At 46.4% G+C, this 20,499-nt stretch carries 12 protein-coding genes; 5 read left to right on the plus strand and 7 right to left on the minus strand.

Features of this window, described 5'->3' with window-relative positions; genetic code table 11:
* The first annotated feature begins 25 nt into the window (after nucleotides 1-25).
* The 3 genes from K9W43_12530 (at nucleotide 26) to K9W43_12540 (ending at nucleotide 6,269) form a co-directional block, all read left to right on the plus strand.
* Entirely contained in the window at nucleotides 26-1,642 is a 1,617-nt protein-coding gene (locus K9W43_12530) for a hypothetical protein (protein ID MCF2138052.1), read from the plus strand.
* A gap of 280 nt (nucleotides 1,643-1,922) precedes the next feature.
* Nucleotides 1,923-5,300, plus strand: coding sequence for a hypothetical protein (locus K9W43_12535; GenBank protein MCF2138053.1), 3,378 nt, complete (start codon nucleotides 1,923-1,925; stop codon nucleotides 5,298-5,300).
* Between the two features lie 327 nt (nucleotides 5,301-5,627).
* Entirely contained in the window at nucleotides 5,628-6,269 is a 642-nt protein-coding gene (locus tag K9W43_12540; GenBank protein MCF2138054.1) for a helix-turn-helix domain-containing protein, read from the plus strand.
* 11 nt (nucleotides 6,270-6,280) lie between these two features.
* On the opposite strand, the gene K9W43_12545 is transcribed toward K9W43_12540, so the two are convergent.
* From K9W43_12545 to K9W43_12565, 5 genes are all read right to left on the minus strand, one after another.
* On the minus strand, nucleotides 6,281-6,904 hold the full coding sequence (locus K9W43_12545) for a hypothetical protein (GenBank protein MCF2138055.1): 624 nt from the start codon (nucleotides 6,902-6,904) through the stop codon (nucleotides 6,281-6,283).
* Between the two features lie 83 nt (nucleotides 6,905-6,987).
* On the minus strand, nucleotides 6,988-7,371 hold the full coding sequence (locus K9W43_12550) for a response regulator (protein MCF2138056.1): 384 nt from the start codon (nucleotides 7,369-7,371) through the stop codon (nucleotides 6,988-6,990).
* 149 nt (nucleotides 7,372-7,520) lie between these two features.
* On the minus strand, nucleotides 7,521-8,906 hold the full coding sequence (locus K9W43_12555) for a hypothetical protein (protein ID MCF2138057.1): 1,386 nt from the start codon (nucleotides 8,904-8,906) through the stop codon (nucleotides 7,521-7,523).
* 36 nt (nucleotides 8,907-8,942) lie between these two features.
* A complete protein-coding gene (locus K9W43_12560) occupies nucleotides 8,943-9,488 on the minus strand; it encodes a GNAT family N-acetyltransferase (protein MCF2138058.1) in 546 nt (181 codons plus the stop codon).
* 41 nt (nucleotides 9,489-9,529) lie between these two features.
* Nucleotides 9,530-11,119, minus strand: a complete 1,590-nt coding sequence (locus tag K9W43_12565; GenBank protein MCF2138059.1) for a tetratricopeptide repeat protein — start codon at nucleotides 11,117-11,119, stop codon at nucleotides 9,530-9,532.
* Between the two features lie 317 nt (nucleotides 11,120-11,436).
* Between K9W43_12565 and K9W43_12570 the strand changes: the two genes are divergently transcribed.
* Nucleotides 11,437-12,192, plus strand: coding sequence for a hypothetical protein (locus tag K9W43_12570; GenBank protein MCF2138060.1), 756 nt, complete (start codon nucleotides 11,437-11,439; stop codon nucleotides 12,190-12,192).
* 50 nt (nucleotides 12,193-12,242) lie between these two features.
* Here K9W43_12570 and K9W43_12575 read toward each other — a convergent pair whose 3' ends face one another.
* Together K9W43_12575 and K9W43_12580 are read right to left on the minus strand one after the other, a co-directional pair.
* On the minus strand, nucleotides 12,243-12,620 hold the full coding sequence (locus tag K9W43_12575; protein MCF2138061.1) for a response regulator: 378 nt from the start codon (nucleotides 12,618-12,620) through the stop codon (nucleotides 12,243-12,245).
* A 28-nt stretch (nucleotides 12,621-12,648) separates the two neighbouring features.
* Nucleotides 12,649-13,011: a response regulator gene (locus tag K9W43_12580; GenBank protein ID MCF2138062.1), complete on the minus strand. Its 363-nt coding sequence runs from the start codon at nucleotides 13,009-13,011 to the stop codon at nucleotides 12,649-12,651.
* 479 nt (nucleotides 13,012-13,490) lie between these two features.
* Between K9W43_12580 and K9W43_12585 the strand changes: the two genes are divergently transcribed.
* Nucleotides 13,491-20,303, plus strand: coding sequence for a right-handed parallel beta-helix repeat-containing protein (locus K9W43_12585; GenBank protein ID MCF2138063.1), 6,813 nt, complete (start codon nucleotides 13,491-13,493; stop codon nucleotides 20,301-20,303).
* The last annotated feature ends 196 nt before the right edge of the window (nucleotides 20,304-20,499 follow it).

Consider the following 20,499-nt stretch of genomic DNA (forward strand, 5'->3'; position numbering starts at 1 on the left):
TAAGTAGAGCGAGGTCAGAACTACAATGGACCCTGATATACCAACTATCGAGGCTGAAGATGAATTCGAGGCAGAGCTGTACCTTGAGGTCTTGAAAGAGGACCCGCCTTTCAAGAGATATGTTTCCCGGGGAGACACGCCTGATCTCATCGATATACCCGACCCTCATCTTGAGGCTGATCGTGCCGTTGCAAGAGCAGTGCGGATGACAAAATCGGACAAGACCCCCCGGATACAACCGGTCCTTGGCAGTGCTGGTATGGGGAAGACCCATCTGTTCTGGGTCTTGAAGGACCGCGAGTCCAATTCTAATCCTGGGCCGTACCGTGCAGTATACGTTCCATCTCCTCCATCGCCAGTCCGTGTCCCGCTGCATTTCTATGCGTGCTTGGTTGATGAGATCGGTACCACAATGTTTGATGATATGGCCGACACGTTATTGATGAGATATGGTGAGCTACAGGGCAGAATAAAGAAGCACTATGACTTTTCTGACCTTATGCAACGTGCCCTTCAAGACTACCCTGGGGTTGCTGCTGATCCCGTGAAGGTCCTCTTTCAATATCGTATAGTTGACGACAAACGCGATTTGGCCCGACGTTGGTTGTTAGGTGAGGCACTCAGTCCCGAAGAGCTTGAGGCACTTGATGTTCGGACCTATCTTGAAGACGATGATGTGACCATTGCAACGTTTAAGATCCTCACAGAAGGCACGGATCGTCCGATCTTGTTATTCATCGATGAGATGGAAGGGCCCTTCAACACCTATGGTGAAGAGGGTGAGCGACGTTTCCTTGAGGTATTGAAGCGTCTGTACAACGAGTGCAGTAATATCCTTATCATTGCCTCATGCCTCACAGAGATCTGGGATCGTATCTATAGCCTTGCAGATGCCCCGACACGTTCCCGAATGGAGACCCCTGTTCGACTGGAAAAGTTCTCTCGCGACCATGTGGCCACATTTGTCGAGGAGACCATGGAACTCTACTGGGACGAGTACAATATTGACCCGCCACCAAATCCGTATTTTCCATTGACCGAGGACGATATCACGCTGGTATACGAGCGATCAAATGGTATTCCCCGTGAAGCGATTCGGCAGGTCATAGCCCGTGTGGATGAGGTTCTCTTTGGCAAGACCGTCACCGAGGCGGAGGGTGCCGACTATGTCATCAAGCTCACGCCAAGTGTCGTGATCGGTGCTATCGTGAAGGCTCTTCAGATTCTTGCTGAGGCGCAGGGTCTCAAGGTGGAGTTGCAAGCCGCAAAGGGAAGTACCAAGAAAGAGTCCGCAGCCATCATGTCAATCAATAATGGTACTACTGAGTATTTCTTCTCCATTGAAGTTCCAAACGTCAAGAACTGGGATCGCAGTGGCGGCGTTGCGGCCTACTATTCTGCACGACGCCTTAGCAAGGCTCTGAGCGAGGGTCTGGTCCAGTTGGCGATCGTTGCGGTTCCAGAGGCGACGAGCGGTGCTAAATTCGAATCTGTTGTGAACGAGTCTGGTGAAAAGATCGCCGTGCTGCGTCTGACCTCCAGTACCGCATCTGATCTAATCGACACAACAAATAGTGGTCAGATCCCTGAAGAGCAAAAGAGCTTCTTTGAGGCTATTGTTCACAAGTTCTTTGCGCCCTGAATTTAGTACGTTCATAGTTTGCACGTATTTGCAGGTATCGCTATGGGCAGTGTGAACTAGGCGGCTCATCACGATATGATCCATTTCAACTATGAAGCGAACTGACCTCTGAAGCAGTAGATTCTTGCATCATGAATTCTGCAACTACCGAATCAATAACGAGCACGTCTAAGATTCGTAGACGAAAAATACATTACCCTTCATGTACAGCAAGCTTACATTGGTGAAAGTGTTGTCTACATTTTATCAGAAACTTGTGCTATCCCTTTTTCTTCTTGGTATGTTATTTGTGATTCCGTCTTATCCCCTCGAAGCACGGCTCGCTGATGGACCTATGCCCATTCAGTATCCTCACAATAATGATCTGCTGTTCAACAACACCAGCGCACACAAGTTTGTCACCGCGCACGATGGTCATCTATATTTTGAGGACGGTGTGAGAGCTCGATTCTGGGGTGTGAATCTCGTTAGTGATATGTGTTTTCTTACCGGAGATCAGGTTGACAGTCTAGTTGAGGTGCTTCGTGCGGCTGGTGCGAACATGATCCGGCTTCATCTAATGGATGAGCACCACGCGATATCATTAATTAATTATACCGCCGGCAACACTTCACAACTGAACTCTGAGATGCTAAGCCGCCTCGACTATCTCATTTACAGATCCGGCCAGAACGGAATCTATGTCTATCTTGATCTTTTGGATGGACGTGAGTTCTTGGATTCCGATGGCGTTGTAAATGCAAGTCTGTTGGGGCCAGAGGCCAAAGTAGTGTCTATCTTTGATGATCATCTCATCGAGCTCCAAAAGCAGTATGCTACCAACCTGCTCACCCATGTCAATCAATACACCAATCTGACACTTGCAGATGATCCTACGATCGCAGTTGTTGAGCTGACGAATGAGAATGGTATGTTCTGGGACTTGCTCGGTGATGTGAAGGGGTGGGCTGGTATTCCCGAACCCTATTACAATGAACTGAAGAGTAAATGGAATAATTGGCTGCTACAAGAATACGTGAACCGATCAAATCTGGACAAGACATGGACGGACAGTGGTGGTACACACGGTCTCCAGCCAGACGAAGATCCGACTACTGGTACTGTGCGACTGCCTGATGTAGTAGAGGCTTGGAAACTGACTGCTGGCTCAAGGGATTATGATAACGTGACGGTCGGTCATGCTAGAGCAAATGATGGATCACGATTTGCGTACTATCTTCTCAAAAACTATTACACGACAATGAAGCAGCATCTTCGTGCACTTGGTGTGCGTGTGCCAATCGGAGCCTCCGATGATCAATGGCAGGTGCATCCTCCGACTCAACGGGCCATCAAAGAATGCCTTGACTTCAGTGCAGCAGGGTACTATCATGATCACCCATCATTCCACGAGACCCCATTAATGACGATTAAAAACACACCAGAATTGTTTGAGGACACCGAATCGATCCTGCCAATTCTCAGTGCCCAAAAGATTGCCGGGGTCCCCATGATCGTTCGTGAATGGAACGATGTCTTTCCAAATGATTACCGGTGCGAATCAATGATCCAGATGGCCACATTTGCAGCTCAGCAAGACTGGGACGGGGTGTTGATTCATCACTTTGCGGACGACTTCAATTCCTTAACCGAGGGCGCGCAAAAGACGCTCTGGTGGTCAACCCTTCACGACCCCGCGCGATGGCCTCAGTTCAGTGTTGCGGCGAGAATCTTTCTTGGCCAGCTTGTCACTCCCATCAATACTGTGATTGATATCGGCTACTCCTACACTGACACGTTCTACGCGGCTCACTTTGACGACCCGTGGTTCTACAGGGTGGCACCGTATCTCGGCAGAGTCCAGAACAAGTACTTTGATGATACATACAACGGGACCGCCGATATTGTCATTGGCTCGATGAGAACAAATGGTGCGATCTATCCCAGTAGTGGAGGTGTGAAGACTGTTATTGTGGCACCCTATTACTGGTACTGTGATCTCTATAATAAAGAGCTCAATCAGACGAAGACCGCAAAGCTGCTTCATCCCGAGTTGAGTTTTCAGGATGGTTCCACGAGTGGGCTTGGACAATTTGTAGGATTTGCGTATGACAACAAGAACATCACTTGGTCGCACTACTATGGGATATCAATCTCCAGTGTTCCATCGGGTGCTAAGCCTTTTGGTAACTCCTCTGACGAACTCTGGTGCGCAGGTCTTGTAGATGCCTCATCAATCATTATGGTGATGTGGGATCATCAGACGACCTCAACCACTCTGTTTGAAGACTGGGACTACAAACCGCAAACAGGGGGCACTCATAATGTGTTCGAGGTCAGTCGGCATGATAGCCTTGCTGCACGCATTCTCCTTGACGGTATCCACTACTGGAACATGACCGATCTGACTCATTCATTCTGGAATCAACGTACTTGGCATGACGGCTCAGGAGTCTGGGCGAGAGACGAGACCGCTGGGATCTTCACCCTTGATACTGATCAAGTTGCTGCAGTCGTGGGGTTTGCACAAGGAAATACGACTGTAGGTGATGTCGCCTTTCTAAGCACCTCCCATCATTTTGCAGCTTCTTTGATCACTCTAGACGGGCGACCACTCACGACCTCCACTCATATGGTGCTGACGGCTGTGGGTGACGCATGGAACACTGATCAACAGCTTTCTCTGAATTACAATTACGGTGCCAAGACTGCATATTACTCTATGCAGGGATGGGACTCTGTGGGTCAGGCACCAGTCATCTATGAGAACATCTTTGTGCGTGCATACTTTGGTCGTGAGATCAATGCCTCTATTATCCTCCGTGGGATCTATGGTGAGGCAGAGTACGAGTTTAACAAGACAGCCGACTCGCTCTACTTGGCGACTGACTCTTCCTATTCGCCCAATGTGGTCGCTCTTGACATCTACGTAGACCCCTCTCCCCCACAAGTGATGTCAGTAGAGCCTGCTCCTGCATTAGCTCTTGCTCGTGAGGATCAACCAGTCAGTGTGTCCGTGAACCTTACAGGACCAGATATTGAAACCGTGGCAGTCTGGTGGTCAGTGGACAACAGTAGCTATCGGTCCGTCACTCTATCATATGAGGGCTACGGCAGATTTTGCGGTCAGCTTCCGGGCGGTGAGTATGGTACTACTACTGAATACTACTTTGTAGTGCGCGATGTTTTCGGACAAGAGATCATCCTCCGTAATGGAACAGATGACTATACGATCTCTTGGTTCGATACTGTCATGCCCCTCATTACTGACGTGTATTATTCGCCACGTGATCCGGTCTTTGGTTCCGATGTCTTGTTGACCTGCAAGGCAACCGATGAACATAGCAACATAGACAGAGTGTGGGTGACGTATCTGGATGGTGCCTCGAATATCACCTCCGACATGGAACGGTTCAGCGACAACACCTTTGGAGTGAATATCACAAACAATGCCAGCGTTTCCGATCTCGAAGTTGTCATTAGAGCGTCTGACAGTGCGGGAAACGTGGTCTCACACACGATCACGATTCACTACAATACTTCGACAGGTACAACGACTCCTACGACCAACATTCCGACGAGCCTGCTTGATGACTTTGAGACCCTGATCATCGCTGGCGCAATCGGCGGTGTTGTCCTCTTGGTCATTGTGATCATACTTCGTCGTAGACGCTCGTGACACATCGCCACACATGTCAGCAAAGGATCTGTCTCATTCCGATCCGTTTAGTGACTCGATCCAAAATCGCACACAACGATAGGTTTTTTAACACTAGGGACCATAATTATCCCTAGATGGACGGCCAAGATGAGGTGACGCGGAAGAGCTGCGAGCACGGTCAGGGAGTTGCGACAGGCGCGCTGTTACAACCGGTATATTTTGGTGCTCGCCTTTCAACCGTGGGCCCATCTATCCCGAAGCGCTTCGGAGACTATGGCCGAGGGGGCATCGACCCCCAAGGCCTCTTCTTGTCCTACGGTCAGAAATACCCAGAGGTGAATGAGAATGGAACGATTATCGGCAACTGATCTTGACCGGGTGTTCAAGGCCCTCGGACATGTGACCCGCCGCAGAATTTTGCAATTATTGTCGCAGAGTCCTCGGTATCCCTACGAGTTGTCAAAGATCCTCAATGTCAATCGGCGAGTGATTCTCAAACATCTCGAAGCGCTTGAGGACGCCGGGCTCGTAGAGCACGAGTCGGGAAGTTCAGAGCTTGGTCCTGATCGTACCTACTATCGGCTCAGTGTGAGCTTTGGGCTCTCAACGACGATCCTTCCAAATTCTTTTCTTATTCGAGTGACCCGTCCAAGTCTGAGCAGTCTGAAGGAATCTCCTCCGCAGACACGTGCTGACGTTCAGGCAGTACGGAAGCTACTTGGAGAGTTGAACAAGGTCAACCAGCGACTTGAGGAGATCGATCGAGAACGGGTTCGGCTTGCTCAACTACGAGGTCAGATCATCCACCAGATCGAGGAGATCATGCAGAGGTGTGATTGGGACGAGGAGAGTTGTGCACGAGTGCGTTCATTAATCGACCCGTCACGAGTTGAGATGGAGCAGGCGGCCTTTTCTTCAGTGGACTCGTGGAACAAGATCATGCGCGAGGTCTTGAGATTATTTGAAGAGTTCTTTGGACCTGAATGATGAGATTGCACTCACCAGTTGAGAACTATTTGCCAAGTTGTTCTATCACTGGAGGGCATCATCGGTACATACTCGATCGGATTGTAGGGAAGCTCTATGCCCAATGATTTCTTGATGGTCAGGTAGTGTTTGCCGCGTGAGGTATTGAGACTGATGATTCCGTGGGCCAACGAATAGAGTTGATTCATAGTGATATCGTCGGCTGTGTCCTCGTGGATGAGATAGAACTCGATCGAGCCAGTCTTGACACTCTCTTCGACAGACTCCTTGAAGAATAGGACCACATCACGTGAAGAGAAATCGATGAGTAATGGGGTCAGGCCTTCAAAGACAACAATCTGTGGAGTGTATACGTTTCTTAACTCTCGCATCATGATATTGATCTCATGAAGATGGGGCGAGCAGGTATGCTGGCCAAAGGTCTCCTGCCCATAGCTGACCTCAAGAATCCTGAAGCGGTCATTTTGATGTGTTGCCAGATCCTTCATGACATCACGGTTACGGGCCTCGGTGACGACTTCAAGGGTTGTGAGGTTTTCTTTGACAGCCTGTTTTAGTAGCGTCATCATAAAGAGATCATAGTGACTATCCTGACTTGCAGTGACTAGAAAGACATAACCTCTAGGGGGTGTCATGAGTAACCTCTGAATGATGTCACTCTTGCGTTCGCCATGTCTTGTGGAAAATTCCACCATGTTTCTAATCACTCTCGGTTCATTTAGGCGAGCCCGAGATGCCGGCGTATGGTCGCAACCAGTGCCTTGCCTGAGAACGGTTTGACTATGTACTCATCAGCACCGGATTGCTTCCCCTTTTGCATATCTACTTCAAAGCCCCTGGCAGTAAACATGAGGATCGGCACGTCCTTAAAGTCGTCTTCGGCCTTGAGTCGGCTGCATACAGCAAACCCATCCATTCCTGGAAGGACCACATCCAAGAGTATCAGATCAGGCCGTTCGTCGTGCGCCATTGTAATTGCCTCGTTGCCAGAATGAGCACAGACCACAACGAAGCCGTGTTTCTCAAGAAATTTTTTAGCCAAGTCAACAGTGACCTCTTCGTCGTCAACAACGAGGATTTTTTTTGCAATTTCCGGTGTCATATAGGATTCCTCTTTTCTTTTGGCGCACGTGCCATCCTCTGTCGTGTCAAGGAACCTTTCTCGAGCCCACTAATCCGATATTTTGTATTGGCGATACCATATTTAGCCTTTTGGTGGTCGTGAATAAGGTACACATTCTCTCCCCGAGGTCAGATTACAGGTATTAAATCGTAGTCAAGGAATCCTCCTGATAGCTTCGGCATGAGTGCGAGAATACCCGTACGAGGATTGACCCCAAAGATCCCGATTATGCCACAGATCTCTTGAATTGCCACATGTACGCTGTGAGGGAGTGCGTTATTCTTAATCTTCTGATGTCTACTCAAAATCAGGATTGTTGCCGTCTGAGTCCCGGGTAATGCAGCAGTGATCTCTGCGATCATCCCCTTGGCAATGTCGGCTCCGAATTTATTCTCTAATGTATCAAGTGCAAAAAACTCGATGGCGTTGTTTTTGAAGCGTCGTACTAGTTGATTGGCCTCATACCGCATCTCTTGTAGAGTTTTCCATGGATCTTCGTCAATGTGTCGGACATTGCCAGTCCTATTAAGTGCCTGCCGCCCAAAGAAGACTACCTGTTCTTCAACAACTGCTCGGTCTACAAAATGCGTGAGACCATGTGTAAACCTTTCTGGAGACCACCCCTCCGGAAGTACAATGATGGCTGGGCGGCCAAGTTGTAATTGATTGGAGAGAAACGGAATATAGATGGTCTCAAGATAAGGCGCAGCCAGTGAGTCTACCTCAACAAGATTGAGGGCTCCTTTATAGAATCCACCTCCAATGATGTTATCCAACGACTTGCTTCCCGTTGAGATTCGATCATGTGACGGGTCTGGTAGCGGCTGGCGTTCGATCGTAATTGCAGGGTATCTGTGTTTGTACCATGGTATGTAGGTGAATCTTCCACCGTAGAGCGTGAAGACAAATTCATCCTGTTCGATAGGCAGTCCTCTCATCTTTCCGACGATCAGGCGTCTATATGTTCTATGTTCATCACGGACCTTTTCCAGTCGCACAATAGAATCTGCGGTATGAAATAGGCTACTCTCTGCGAGATCCTCGTCCTTGTAATCCGTGACAAGGATTAGTTTTATTCCCTCATCACGTGCGGTCTCAGCTAGTGTGTGTTCAAATATATCTCGTTGGTCAGAGGAAAACGGATCCAAGAAGTCGGTCCACGAGTCAATGATGATTGTGGTTGCGTTCTTGAGGTCGATGGGTCTTCCGATTAACGAGCTCAGATGTTCTTGAAACGATGATCCGTCGAGGTCTTTGTCTATCATGGGTCTCGTAAATCTGACATCGATATGGCGTTGGTCCCAATCGGGCATATCCGCTTTTAGCGCATCGATATAGATGGGCATGTTCTCAGAGCTAGTCAGGATCAGAAATGATTGGGGCACACTTCTCAGAATCTCTTGTGAAAAGAGTGTCTTTCCGACACCTGGTCCTCCAGTCACGACGAGGACATATCCCGATCTTTTATTTAGAGCATCAATGATCTTGACGGGGATTGCCCCATATTCGTTCACTTGGTCTCTCTCCGTTGTTCCATCTTGACCTTAGTATTATTGCTCCGTTGTATCTTGAGATTGATGACGGAACAGCTCCATATAGTGGGTGTCTACGTATTTGCCTCTAATGAACATTTTTTGGTGAGCTATTCCCCATTGTTTGAATCCAAGCTTTTCATAGGTCTTTCTGGCACGTTCGTTGAATGAATGCACGCTCAGTTCTAGTCTGCGAAGATTTAGGTCTTTCCACGCGAATTCGATGGCAAGTTGGAGTGCCTCAGTGCCAAAGCCTTGTTCTCTGTCTTTTTGGTGGTAGATCGCAATTCCTATCGTCGCTGTCTTTGCAACCCACGAGATGTCATGTATTCCAACAGTACCGATGAATTTCTGTGTGTCTAAACGTTCAATTGCAAATACATATTCTTGGCCTGAACTCATTAATCGTTGAGTGCGTTTGATCCATTCCTCTTCTTGAAATCGGGAGTGCGGGATCGCACCCATTAAATATTGTTTTAATTCGGGATTGTTCCATGCTTCCATGATTCTATCAAGATGTTTCATATCTAAGACTTTGAGTTCAACTTTTTTTCCACGAAACATGCTAGTGACCTAGATGCTGGACGTGATGTAGTTTGATAAATCTAGTGTCCATTCTGTGAATCACGAAGGAACTCGACGAATTTGATAAAGTATGGACAAAAACTACCCATCCACATGAGGCTCCCAAAGCACTCTTTTTTGAGGCCAGTTCGATCTACTCTGCAAGTGAAACCTAGGTCGCGGTCATAAAAGATGCATGTCTGACTGGAGATGGACGAGTCTTCAAAGATCCGTCGAGTCAGCTGTGACATGAGTGCTGGTGTTGGTGAAGTCAGCCAATCCGAGAGAGGTGACATCACTTCCTTAACTGATTTCAGGAGTTCGTTAGGTATTGTGATCCCTGCTATTCTATGCGTCATTATTGTTGAAACGTCAGCTAAAAACATTGATAGTTGATAACCTGCGTTCTCCGAGAGGGTCTTGGCTTTTTTGTACATGTCTCCTGCTTTGTTGTACTGTTGTTTGAGGAAATAGGCATCTCCTAAAAGAAAGTGTATACTTATTACAAGATAGCCCAGCCCAGAATTCTTTGCGATCTCTAATGCCCTCATATATTTCTCAATGGCTGCATCTAACTCGGCCCGTCGGAATGCAACATTGCCGATATTGATCGTTGCTACTGTAATCCCGCTCATGTACTCGGCTTCTTGAGAGATTTCCAAGGCTCGGATGTTGTAGAATTCCATCTGGTCGAGTTGGTCAAGCTCGCTATCTACTTCACCAATGTTGATCAGTGCTCGGGCGAGACCCACCTGATTATTCAGCTGTTGCTGGATGATCATCTGTTCCTCAAATTGATCTCTGGCATCTTGGAACTGTCCCAAATGAATATAGATAATTCCTCTAATGTTCCGCGAGTTGGCAACTCCCTCAAGGTATCCCATTGTATCGAAGAGCCTTAAGGCATCCGAGATGTATTTCATAGCCCGATTGAATTCATGACTATCTAGGAAGAGATAGCCCCGCACATACATGATCTTTGCCAGTGCCAATTGATTGTCTATGCGTTTTGCCGTGGCCTCTGCCGAATCGAGACGCATAAGGGTCTCATCACGAGACCGGCGTGTAGCCGTAATACGCGCTAGGACGATGTGTGCATCCAAGAGTAACGTCTGAACCTTTTTCTTCAGTTCAGCATCATGTTTTGTAGCCTCTGTGACCCGCTCAATGGTATCATGGGCATGCTTCTCTGCATGATCATTGTAGCCAAGGTCAACGAGGATCTCGGCAAGGAGTGTACTTAGCTCGGTGAAGGCGATGTAGTTCTTCTCTTGCCATGCTTGATTGACATAATTACGAAGGTTGTTGATCCATCTGGGGTTGAGGCTCTGTCTACAGTATGAGGCTGAGGAATAGCCCTTGCACGCAACGTTCTTGGTGGACTTTGCAAGGGTCTGGATATACCCGTACATTCCTCGAAGATAGCAGGCCCGTGCGATCATTGTGATAAAGCTGTCTGAGTGATTTCTCCACTCTCCACTGGGCACATAATCGATCAATGCATCAGTAAAGATTCGGAATCGGTTCCCAGACTCCTGCGGGATGCTCTCAATTCTCCGACTAAGTTCTTCAATCTCCTCTTTTTCTATAGAGTACACACTGAATTCGGGGATCAAGTGTTCATCCTGCACTGTCTTTCAACATCCACTCACGTTGTCAGCGGTTAGTTCCTCTCGTATTACTTGGCTAGTGAACCATATTAAAGGCATTCTAGTGTATATATCCGCATTACGTAATTATATTCTGTTTGTGTGTACCGCTTATATGCGCAAACCCATTAATAGGTATTATTTCTGTCCCCTCTTCTTACCGTGAGGCTGGCCGTTGATATAATTAGGAATCCTCACAGAATTTTATTTATTATTATCTCGCCAATAAAGATTGATGAATTTGTATAAGGGCTAACAGTTATATCAGCAGACATCTGGTTGAATGTGGGTGCTTTGGATTGGAATTACCAAGGGTGAGCAGTGGCGTCGAAGGACTGGATCAAGCCCTGCATGGTGGCTATGTGAGAGGGCGTTCTGTACTTGCTGCTGGCGGTCCCGGTACTGGGAAGAGCATCTTGTCTTGGCATTTTCTCTACGAAGGAATCAAGAATGGCGAACCAGGTGTTCTGCTCTCGCTCGACCAATCCGAGGAGATGATCCGCTCCGATATGTCCCGTTTCGGGTGGGATGTTGATAGTGCCATTAGTTCTCATGCATTGACCATCCTCTCAGGCTCGATACGTGTTGTCCCCCAAGAACCCGGTTACGAGTATCTTGTGGCGTTTCACCAATCTTTCATGCAAGAGCAACCGCTTACTATTCCGCGGCTTGCGAATCTCGTCTTGCGTAAGACTTCTGAGGCGAAGGCAAAACGGATCGTTATTGATGGTCTTGGCCCCCTTTTGGAACTTGCAGGGAACAGCTTTGAAATCCGTCAGCTTATCTACTCATTCATTCGTGATTTGACGGCCGATGATGTCACGATCTTTCTCACTCACGAGCTCCGGACGATTCCCGGTGCGGTCAATGATGAGATGCCCTTTTTTATCAGTGACGGTGTGATCCGGCTTGAGATGGTCTATGCTCAGGGTGATTTTATTCGGACAATGCGGATCGTAAAGATGAGAGGGACCGACCATATCATGAGACCTATCATGTTCAAGATCACTAACAAGGGAATACTGGCCTTTCCGGACACACGTCTTCCCGATTAATTGAGTGCCTGATCGAACTCACCATCCGCTATCCAAATTAGGCCGTCTATTCATTTGAAGACTGGTGCGACCTTACGGATAGTGTCAACAAGATCATACATACTGAAGGGTTTCTGAAGATATGCTGTCGCCCCCGCCGCAAACAGTTTTTCTCCATGTGTTGCATCGACATCGGAAACCGCAATGATCGCCATGTGGATGTCAACGTCTAGCAGGTCCTCGATCAGGCGAACCGTTGACACCTCGTCTTCTCCAAGGTCCAACAGGACAACGTCCGGGTGGTGCCTATGAGCACTGACCAAGACCTCTTCTATTGTTGTACATTCATCAACAACAGAAAACCCCTCATCCTCCAAGGCAAGACGAATGAGCGAACGTAGAAAGGGGACTTCACCTGCTAATATGACCGTTGGCATGGGTCTTGTCATGACTACAGGTCCCCCCTACCCGTGGAGGTTACTTGTTCATTGCGACATCAATTAATTCAAGCATATGTCTGATCGTGACAGGCTTTAGTCCAAAGCTTGCCGCCCCATTTTGAAGAGCATCATCCTTTACATTCACATCTGCACTGATGAACACGATCTTGGCATGTGGATTGACTCCAAGGATCTCCTTCATGACTTCCAGTCCATCTTTATTTGGCATTCTATGGTCAAGAATTATAACATCGGGTTTGGGATTCAACTCGGAATAGATCCTGATGGCCTCGTTCCCGTCATACGCATCTGCGACTACTTGATGGCCTTTTATCGCAAAGACATCTTTGTAGAGCTTGTGCAGGATGACCTCGTCATCAACGATGAATATTGTTGCCATTGTCTTGTTCAACCCGAGTTTCCTATTACATTTTGGGTTCTTGTACTTCCCTTCTCTCGTTAGCGAACCCTTTCTGATTGCACCTGTGTGGCGCAAACTATCTTAGTCGCCACATGATATAAATCAATTCGTGTCTAACTCTGAAGCACTTGAACTTGATTAATCCTTCTCTCTAGACAATATATCTATTTATTGGCGCTCCCCATTTTGTAAATATTTTTGCTGTCACTCATTGGCTTAAAGCATGATCACTCGCTGAGAGCTTTCTACAGATTTATATGCTCTGAAAAAGAATGGATAATTACCTTGCAAATATCTACCGTAAAATAGTTTTGAGAACCAAGTGGAGTTTCTCTAATCTATATACCTCCTGATCTTTGCTTGGTTAAAGGCTTGTGAGGTTTGGACTCGCTATGCGTAAAAATAGCATATCATGGGAACTTCCGTTATTTCTGATGATTTTTTTGGGCATTGCCTTGTTGTCAGGTTCTAATGTTTCTCATCAAGTGACCACGGAATCACGTGGGCCTGCGTCACCGGTTAACGGTGCAATTTCTGCATCAACTAGCGGTGATGTATACAGCGGCTCAGGTAATTGGGTCATAAGTCAGAGTACTACATACACTGATGAGGTTCTCACGGTGTATGGTAATATCTCAATCCAATACCCTGGTTCATTGACCCTTGTTAATACTACTATCAATTTTGAACCACCGAATGATGTTTCGATCTTTGAAGTAAAGACAAACGCATCGCTCTATATTGTGCGAAGTCATATATCTTCGAGTTCAAAGACTTTTAGAATTATATTCGATGGTAAGGCTGACGGAAATATCAGCTACTCATACATAGAGAACTTTGAGACTGTGAGTATTGATGGAACAGTTTCTGGAGGCGACTTCGAAACCCTCATCTACGGAAACGTTTTTCGCAATTGTACGGGTGATGATACTGCAATAGGTATTAGTTACGGTATTTCGGGTGATATCAATATCAGCAGCAATGAGTTTTATGGTTGGGATGCAACAGATACGACTGGTCCTATGAATGTGATCCGCGTAGGGTCTGTCTCCAGTGCTAAGACTGTGATCTATAATAACACAATACATGATGTGTCAGTGGGGCAAAACGATGAATGGTCTAGTTACATAGCTACTAGAGCTTCATTAGCACAGCCAATGATAATTGATAACATGTTCTATAACTTGGGGAATCCTTCATCGAGGGCAAGTCCCATTGTTATGACTATGGTTGGGAACTCAGTAATTACAGGTAATTCGTTTAGAGATTCATGGGCTTTGGGTATCTATCTGCTTGAGGACGATGCATTCATATCTGGGAACAGGTTTGAGAATCTATCAGGCAAATGCCCCGATCTATTAGGTGATCAATCCGTCCCCGCCATCTTAGTTGGGTATACTACGAACTTGACAATAGCATCGAATGTCTTTACGTATAATAATGGTCCCTCAATATGGTGTAAAGGGCCAAATACCTATAACGTTACGATCGAAAATAATATTATTGGAAATTCCGAGTCCGTCACCGAATCTGCCATTATTCTATCGAATGGCGCTCATAACATCACGCTCACAGGAAATCTTCTTGCTGGTAACTGGGTCGGCTTGAATATCACCAGCGATGCGATGAACCAGACGATCATAAACAACGCCTTCTTGTGGAACACCTATCAGGCAATTGACTTCAACCATACAAATAACGTCTGGTCCAATTCCACTCACGGTAATCTCTGGTCAAGCTACGACGGCACTGACATTGACAATAATTGGATTGGTGATACTGCCTTCAATGTAGATGGTACCGGAGGAAACATAACTGATTCTCATCCGGTCTACAGAACTGCACCTTTGCCAAGTACCAGTACACCTTGGACCATTGATCGACCGATGGTCTATTGGAACCATAGCATGACTGTTCCAACGACCATCTCATTAAGTCAGTCAGCAGCCTCATTCTCTGTGATCGACTTGACTCTCTCATCTTCTTCTAGGTTGCGGGTCACAGGAATTGAAAACACTCTGACACTGTTCCAACATTGTACTGTAAGTGAAGATGTAGATATCAACAGTCATGAGATGATTTATCTAATTGAATCAAACTTTACGCAAGACCTTGAAATCACTGCTAATGGTGGCAATGCCCTGCTGCAAGACAGTTCGATCACTGGTGATACGACTATAACTTCGGTGAATGATGGTACCATCACAGGGAACTCGTTCAATTCTCAGATTGATGTGAGTTCAAGCACTAACTCGCTCCTCGCTAATAATTCGTTTGTTACTTCTATCCAACTGTGGGATAGCGATCATAATTCTATCACTGGAGGACAAGTTGCAGGAACTGTTGAATTTTACAATAGTCCATATAACACCCTTCGGGATGTCTCGGTGCTTTCGACTGCAAGTTGGGGTATCTCTCTATCGGATAGCTTGAACATAACCGTGGATTCCTGTAACATTTCAGTGACCTCTGGATGGGGTATCGATTTTAGTTGGCAGAGCAGCGCGAATCATTATCTGACGGTCACTAATTCTGTGATCACTGGTGGCGGTATTGGTGGTAGTCATCTTCCATATTCCAATAACTTGAACCTCACTGGAAACACGATTCGATCAGCATCGGGTTATGGGATCTATGTGGAAGGTGGAAGCGGAGTCACCATTTCTCATAACACTGTTGAACAGGCATCCAGTAGTGGAATACGCTTGTATAATTTGGTCAATTGTTTCGTTTCTCACAATCTGATAAACGGCTCCGCGAGTTATGGATTGGATCTTAGAAACTTTGACAATGGAGATGTCTACAATAATACACTCACCAACAGTACCAGCGATGGACTGTATATTGATGCTACAAGTTCCTCATCTACGATCTATCATAATTTCATCATAGACAATACTGGTTACGGTATTACTGATAGGATGACCGGTGGCTCGATATACATGAATGTACTGTATCATAACCACGCTGGAAATATCCATTTCGATGGCGCCTCATCGGTCAGTCTAGATAATGGCACCTATGGTAATTTCTGGGGGCCTTCAGGCCCAGACGGGCAGGACTACTACGCCGGACCTGATTCTTCAACTGATTGGATCGGTGGTGCGGACTATACGGTTGGTGGATTTGTAGATCATCATCCGATATTGTTGAGCGCGATTGACCACCTAGATATGCCTACAACGTATACCGATCTGTCGGTCAATGAATGTGTGATTATTCTCGGTGAACATCTCACTGTCCAAGATCACTTCACTCTGGAGTCTTCTGGAAATCTAACACTTGTAGGTACGCAAGTGACTTTCGAGACTGGAGGAACGCATATCGTTCCCATAGACATCCAACCCGGTGGTGCTCTGACACTTCTCGGTGGTGCAAGGCTGACTGCCGATCAGACTTCTGCAACATACGGTTTTGTGCTTCATACAGGCTCATATCTGACCATGCATGACGCTACAATTGACAGATGTGGGTGGGGTTCTGGAAACAGCGGCTTTCTCTTGAATGTCACCACGGTCTCGATCAGCAACATTACAGTATCACACAGTCCTTCACAAGGAATCTATGTATTCAATGTGAACAATCTGGTCTTGAGTGATATTGTCTGTATCGACACAGATGATGCAGGAGTATATCTACAGATGGCCTTCTGGACCTCGATTGAGGGGCTTCATGTAGAGAACTGTCAATATGGTGTACATGTCTATCTCTCGTCTGGTTCCCAGATAGTCTCGGCAACATTTGATAGCGTTCAAACTGGCGTGTACGTTGACTCTTCTGCACAGGTGAATATCACAGGAAGCGACTTCACAGGTTGCACTGTCTATGGTGCTCTCTTCGAAGGAGCCGATGATGCTATCGTCTATTGTAACACATTCAAATCCCTGCCCAATGCACTCGTTTTCAAGGACAACTCGGACAATGCGACGATCACCAACAATTACTTCCAAGATAGCACGATCTACTTTGATTCCACGTCTGATGATAGTACGGTCTACTTCAACCTATTCCGTGGAATTACCACCTATCTCACAGATCAGGGCACAGGTAATGCAATGAACAACGGGACGCATGGCAACCTCTATCTGGACTATACAGGTCACGACTACGATAATGACTTGATTGGAGATACGCCATATTCCGATAGAGGCGTGACTGATAACTACCCGTTAATGGTGTGGGGATCGTGGCCAAGCAATGCGTGGGACGTGCGTGTAGATACTTATGCTCTGGCCATCAACTATACACTGAACGGAGATATTACGATCCACGACTCGGTTTCATTCTATCTCTACAATGCTGTGATCTGGTTCAATTGCACAGCCGACAAAGAGTATGGTCTGTATTTCAACAGTGGAAGTTCTTTGACGTACACTGATGGCGCTCTGCGGGCCTATAATGTCACTCACAGGTTTGAGGTGGTCACTCACGAGTCAAGTTCGATCACCATGCATGGCACATTGCTCGATGGTTGCTACTCTATTCGTATCGTTACGAACTCTACTCATCTTGATGGTCTGACAATCACTAACACGTACATTGGTATCTTTCTAGATGGTACTAATCTCTACGGTATTGATATTGGATCTGTTGATATCACTGGTGCGGAGAATACGGGATATGTTATTACTCAGGCCTCACGTATCACGATCCATGACGGAACAGTGACAGATGCACCATATGGTATTAGCATCCTGAGCGGTACAAGTGACATAGTCATTGACCACATGACCCTTTCTACAATACAGAATATGGCTTTGCACCTAGAATATACCTCTAATGTGACCATTCAAGACGTTCAGGTGAGCACCGCTCAATACGGGGTCTACATTGACACGCATGTGTCTGGATACGTTCACGTTTTGAGTTCGACTTTTGATCATCTTCAATATGGTGTTAGTTGTCATGCAAATACTCCTTTGACCGAGCTCTTTGTCAGCGACACCTCTATGAGTTCTGTCACAGCCTATGGTCTGGACGTATTTGGAGTGGCAAACTTTACTGTCATTGACTGTACAATCAACCCACATGGTGGGAGGATGATAAATCTTGGTGCCTCTGTTGATTGGTTCAAGCTACAACATCTTACAGGATTCAATGGAACGTATGGTGTGTACTTTTCAATTCCCCCTGCTGGAATCATCACCGACTCGGAATTTCGTAACTTTACTGACGCTGCAATCTTCCTACCTGACTGGGCTACGGGTATGATCAACGTCACTATCTCGGACAGCCATTTCTATGGTTGTCATCAAGGCATTGATGCGAGTGGCGATATTGTGAGGATCATACACAATGTCTTCGAATATGGTGTTGATGCAGTCTATGTTGGAAAGGCAACGTTCATCGTATTTGCAAACAATACCATTTCGCACATAAACAACGCCTTCTATGGTGGATCATATACAGCCCGTGTATCATTGTCAGGGAATGTCTACACAGATCTCACTTCTGATGCAATCTACTTGCAGATGGGGAATGCAGGGAGTTCGGTGTACAATGAGACCATCAATGGTTGTAGATTCGGGTTAATCCTAGACACTGCAAATGTGACAATCGATCATGTTGTAGTCCGTAATGCAGAACGCGGAGTCTTTTTGTCCACGTCAGGAGCAGTAAACATTTCTAATGTACAAATATCTGATTCAGATGTAGGTATCTACATCTGGGATTCGACAGGTAGTAGAATTAGAACCACCTCTATTGAGAACACTTCTCAGGGCATAGTCACCTACATCCCTGATAAGGAGGCTGGAGATCATGACATTGACACCTCGAATACGTACGAAGGGAAACCCATCTACTATATCTTCAATCAAAACCACACGGTCTATACCGGGATTGACACAAATCATCTGAGCTTGGTGTATTGTAATTACGTTACGATCACGGACTCTAGCTTTGCAGGTGATACGATCGATCTTGTTGGTCTTCAGAACTGTGTGTTTGCGAATTCGACAATTGCAACATCCATCAATTCCAGAGAGGTTGATAATACGCTCATCAAGGCCAACATCTTTGATGCCTCTCAGGTCATCCGAATCAAGAATTGGAATAATTATCCGACGAATGTCACATTTACATTGAACTCGTTCTTGTCAGAGGTTTTATTCTCTGGTAATTATGAGTTTAATTTGAATGCATCAGACTACGGTAATTATTGGACTGATAATCCCGACACCACGGATGCCAATCATGATGGTATTGGTGATGTGCCATATCATACAAATTCGCCGATTGACTATTTGCCGCTTGTCGTACCACCGAAAAAGTACAAAGCATATCCGGTAATCCAGACGCCATCAAATAATGACCATGTATGCAGTAATGTCTTTACAACCATAAATTCCTCAATTACCGTTGGCGTTCTCTACGAAGGGACTCCTACTACTGCCGTGACGTTGGACCTGAACGGAACGAACATCTACTCCGGAGGGCTTGGTTATGCCGAGTTCACTTTTGACTCCACTTCCTTCACGGACGGGTATTACGTTCTCAGGATGAGAGTTCTCGTTGATGGGGCTGATGAGTTTGTCACATCGATCGATATTTGGATTGATAATACTGCTCCAGTTATCACCGATAATCTAGTAGATGGTCACGTTTCTATCACTGACTCGCTGAGCATTTATGTATCGAGTTCCGATGAGTCTTCAACAGTTGCATGGACAGCCATTTTTATGAATGGTACACTGCAGACTAATCGGACCGGAACTAGCTTTACGTATTCGTTGACCTTTTCGAATGAGGGGTTGTACATCATTAACATAACCTCTTCTGACTCTGTTGGGAATATTGCCACTGTCCTCAAGACTGTGTATTATGACCACACAGCGCCAGAATTGGTTGGCCCTTCAGGATCTGTCACCTACGAAGAAGGTACGACAGGAAACACTGTGACCATTCACGCCACAGATTTGACTCCGAACGGGTACAATGTGACTTTCGATTCGCAGGCGAGTACGCACTATGCTTGGAGCGGTGGCGATATCGTCATCAATATTGATGGCCTGTCAGTAGGAACCCACACTCTGTACGTAGTTGTATACGATCGTGGTGACCAATCCTCGTACCTTTCCATTGAGATCGTTGTGACTGAATCGACAACATCTACGACGACAACTCCCACATCGACGACGACAACAGCTCCCACATCCGGCTCGCCCCCACTGGGGATTGATCCATTGGTCATCATAGCAATACTTGGTGGTGTGGGCGGTATTGTTGTTGTAATCATCGTGGTAATGATGAAGAAGCGTCAATCCAGTTAGTTTGAGATCACAGGGGCGTACATTCGCCCCTCTCTCTATTTTTATTTACATATTCTATAGATGTTCAAGGACACACCAGTGAGAGTTGCGATCAACAGCTAGGGACTTGGGCAGTCTTAATTGGAATATCTGTAGGACTTTAGTCTGGCCTCTCATATATCGCCAAGTCTTGAATACAAGCTGTTAGGTTTCTCCC

This window comes from Candidatus Thorarchaeota archaeon (assembly GCA_021498125.1).
GTDB lineage: Archaea > Asgardarchaeota > Thorarchaeia > Thorarchaeales > Thorarchaeaceae > B65-G9.

Bases quoted from the DNA above. Each gene is read 5' to 3' on its own strand.
- K9W43_12575 (MCF2138061.1), bottom strand. From the start codon at position 12,620: ATGACAAGACCCATGCCAACGGTCATATTAGCAGGTGAAGTCCCCTTT.
- K9W43_12550 (MCF2138056.1), bottom strand. From the start codon at position 7,371: ATGACACCGGAAATTGCAAAAAAAATCCTCGTTGTTGACGACGAAGAG.
- K9W43_12580 (MCF2138062.1), bottom strand. From the start codon at position 13,011: ATGGCAACAATATTCATCGTTGATGACGAGGTCATCCTGCACAAGCTC.
- K9W43_12540 (MCF2138054.1), top strand. From the start codon at position 5,628: ATGGAACGATTATCGGCAACTGATCTTGACCGGGTGTTCAAGGCCCTC.
- K9W43_12530 (MCF2138052.1), top strand. From the start codon at position 26: ATGGACCCTGATATACCAACTATCGAGGCTGAAGATGAATTCGAGGCA.
- K9W43_12535 (MCF2138053.1), top strand. From the start codon at position 1,923: ATGTTATTTGTGATTCCGTCTTATCCCCTCGAAGCACGGCTCGCTGAT.
- K9W43_12545 (MCF2138055.1), bottom strand. From the start codon at position 6,904: ATGACACCCCCTAGAGGTTATGTCTTTCTAGTCACTGCAAGTCAGGAT.
- K9W43_12560 (MCF2138058.1), bottom strand. From the start codon at position 9,488: ATGTTTCGTGGAAAAAAAGTTGAACTCAAAGTCTTAGATATGAAACAT.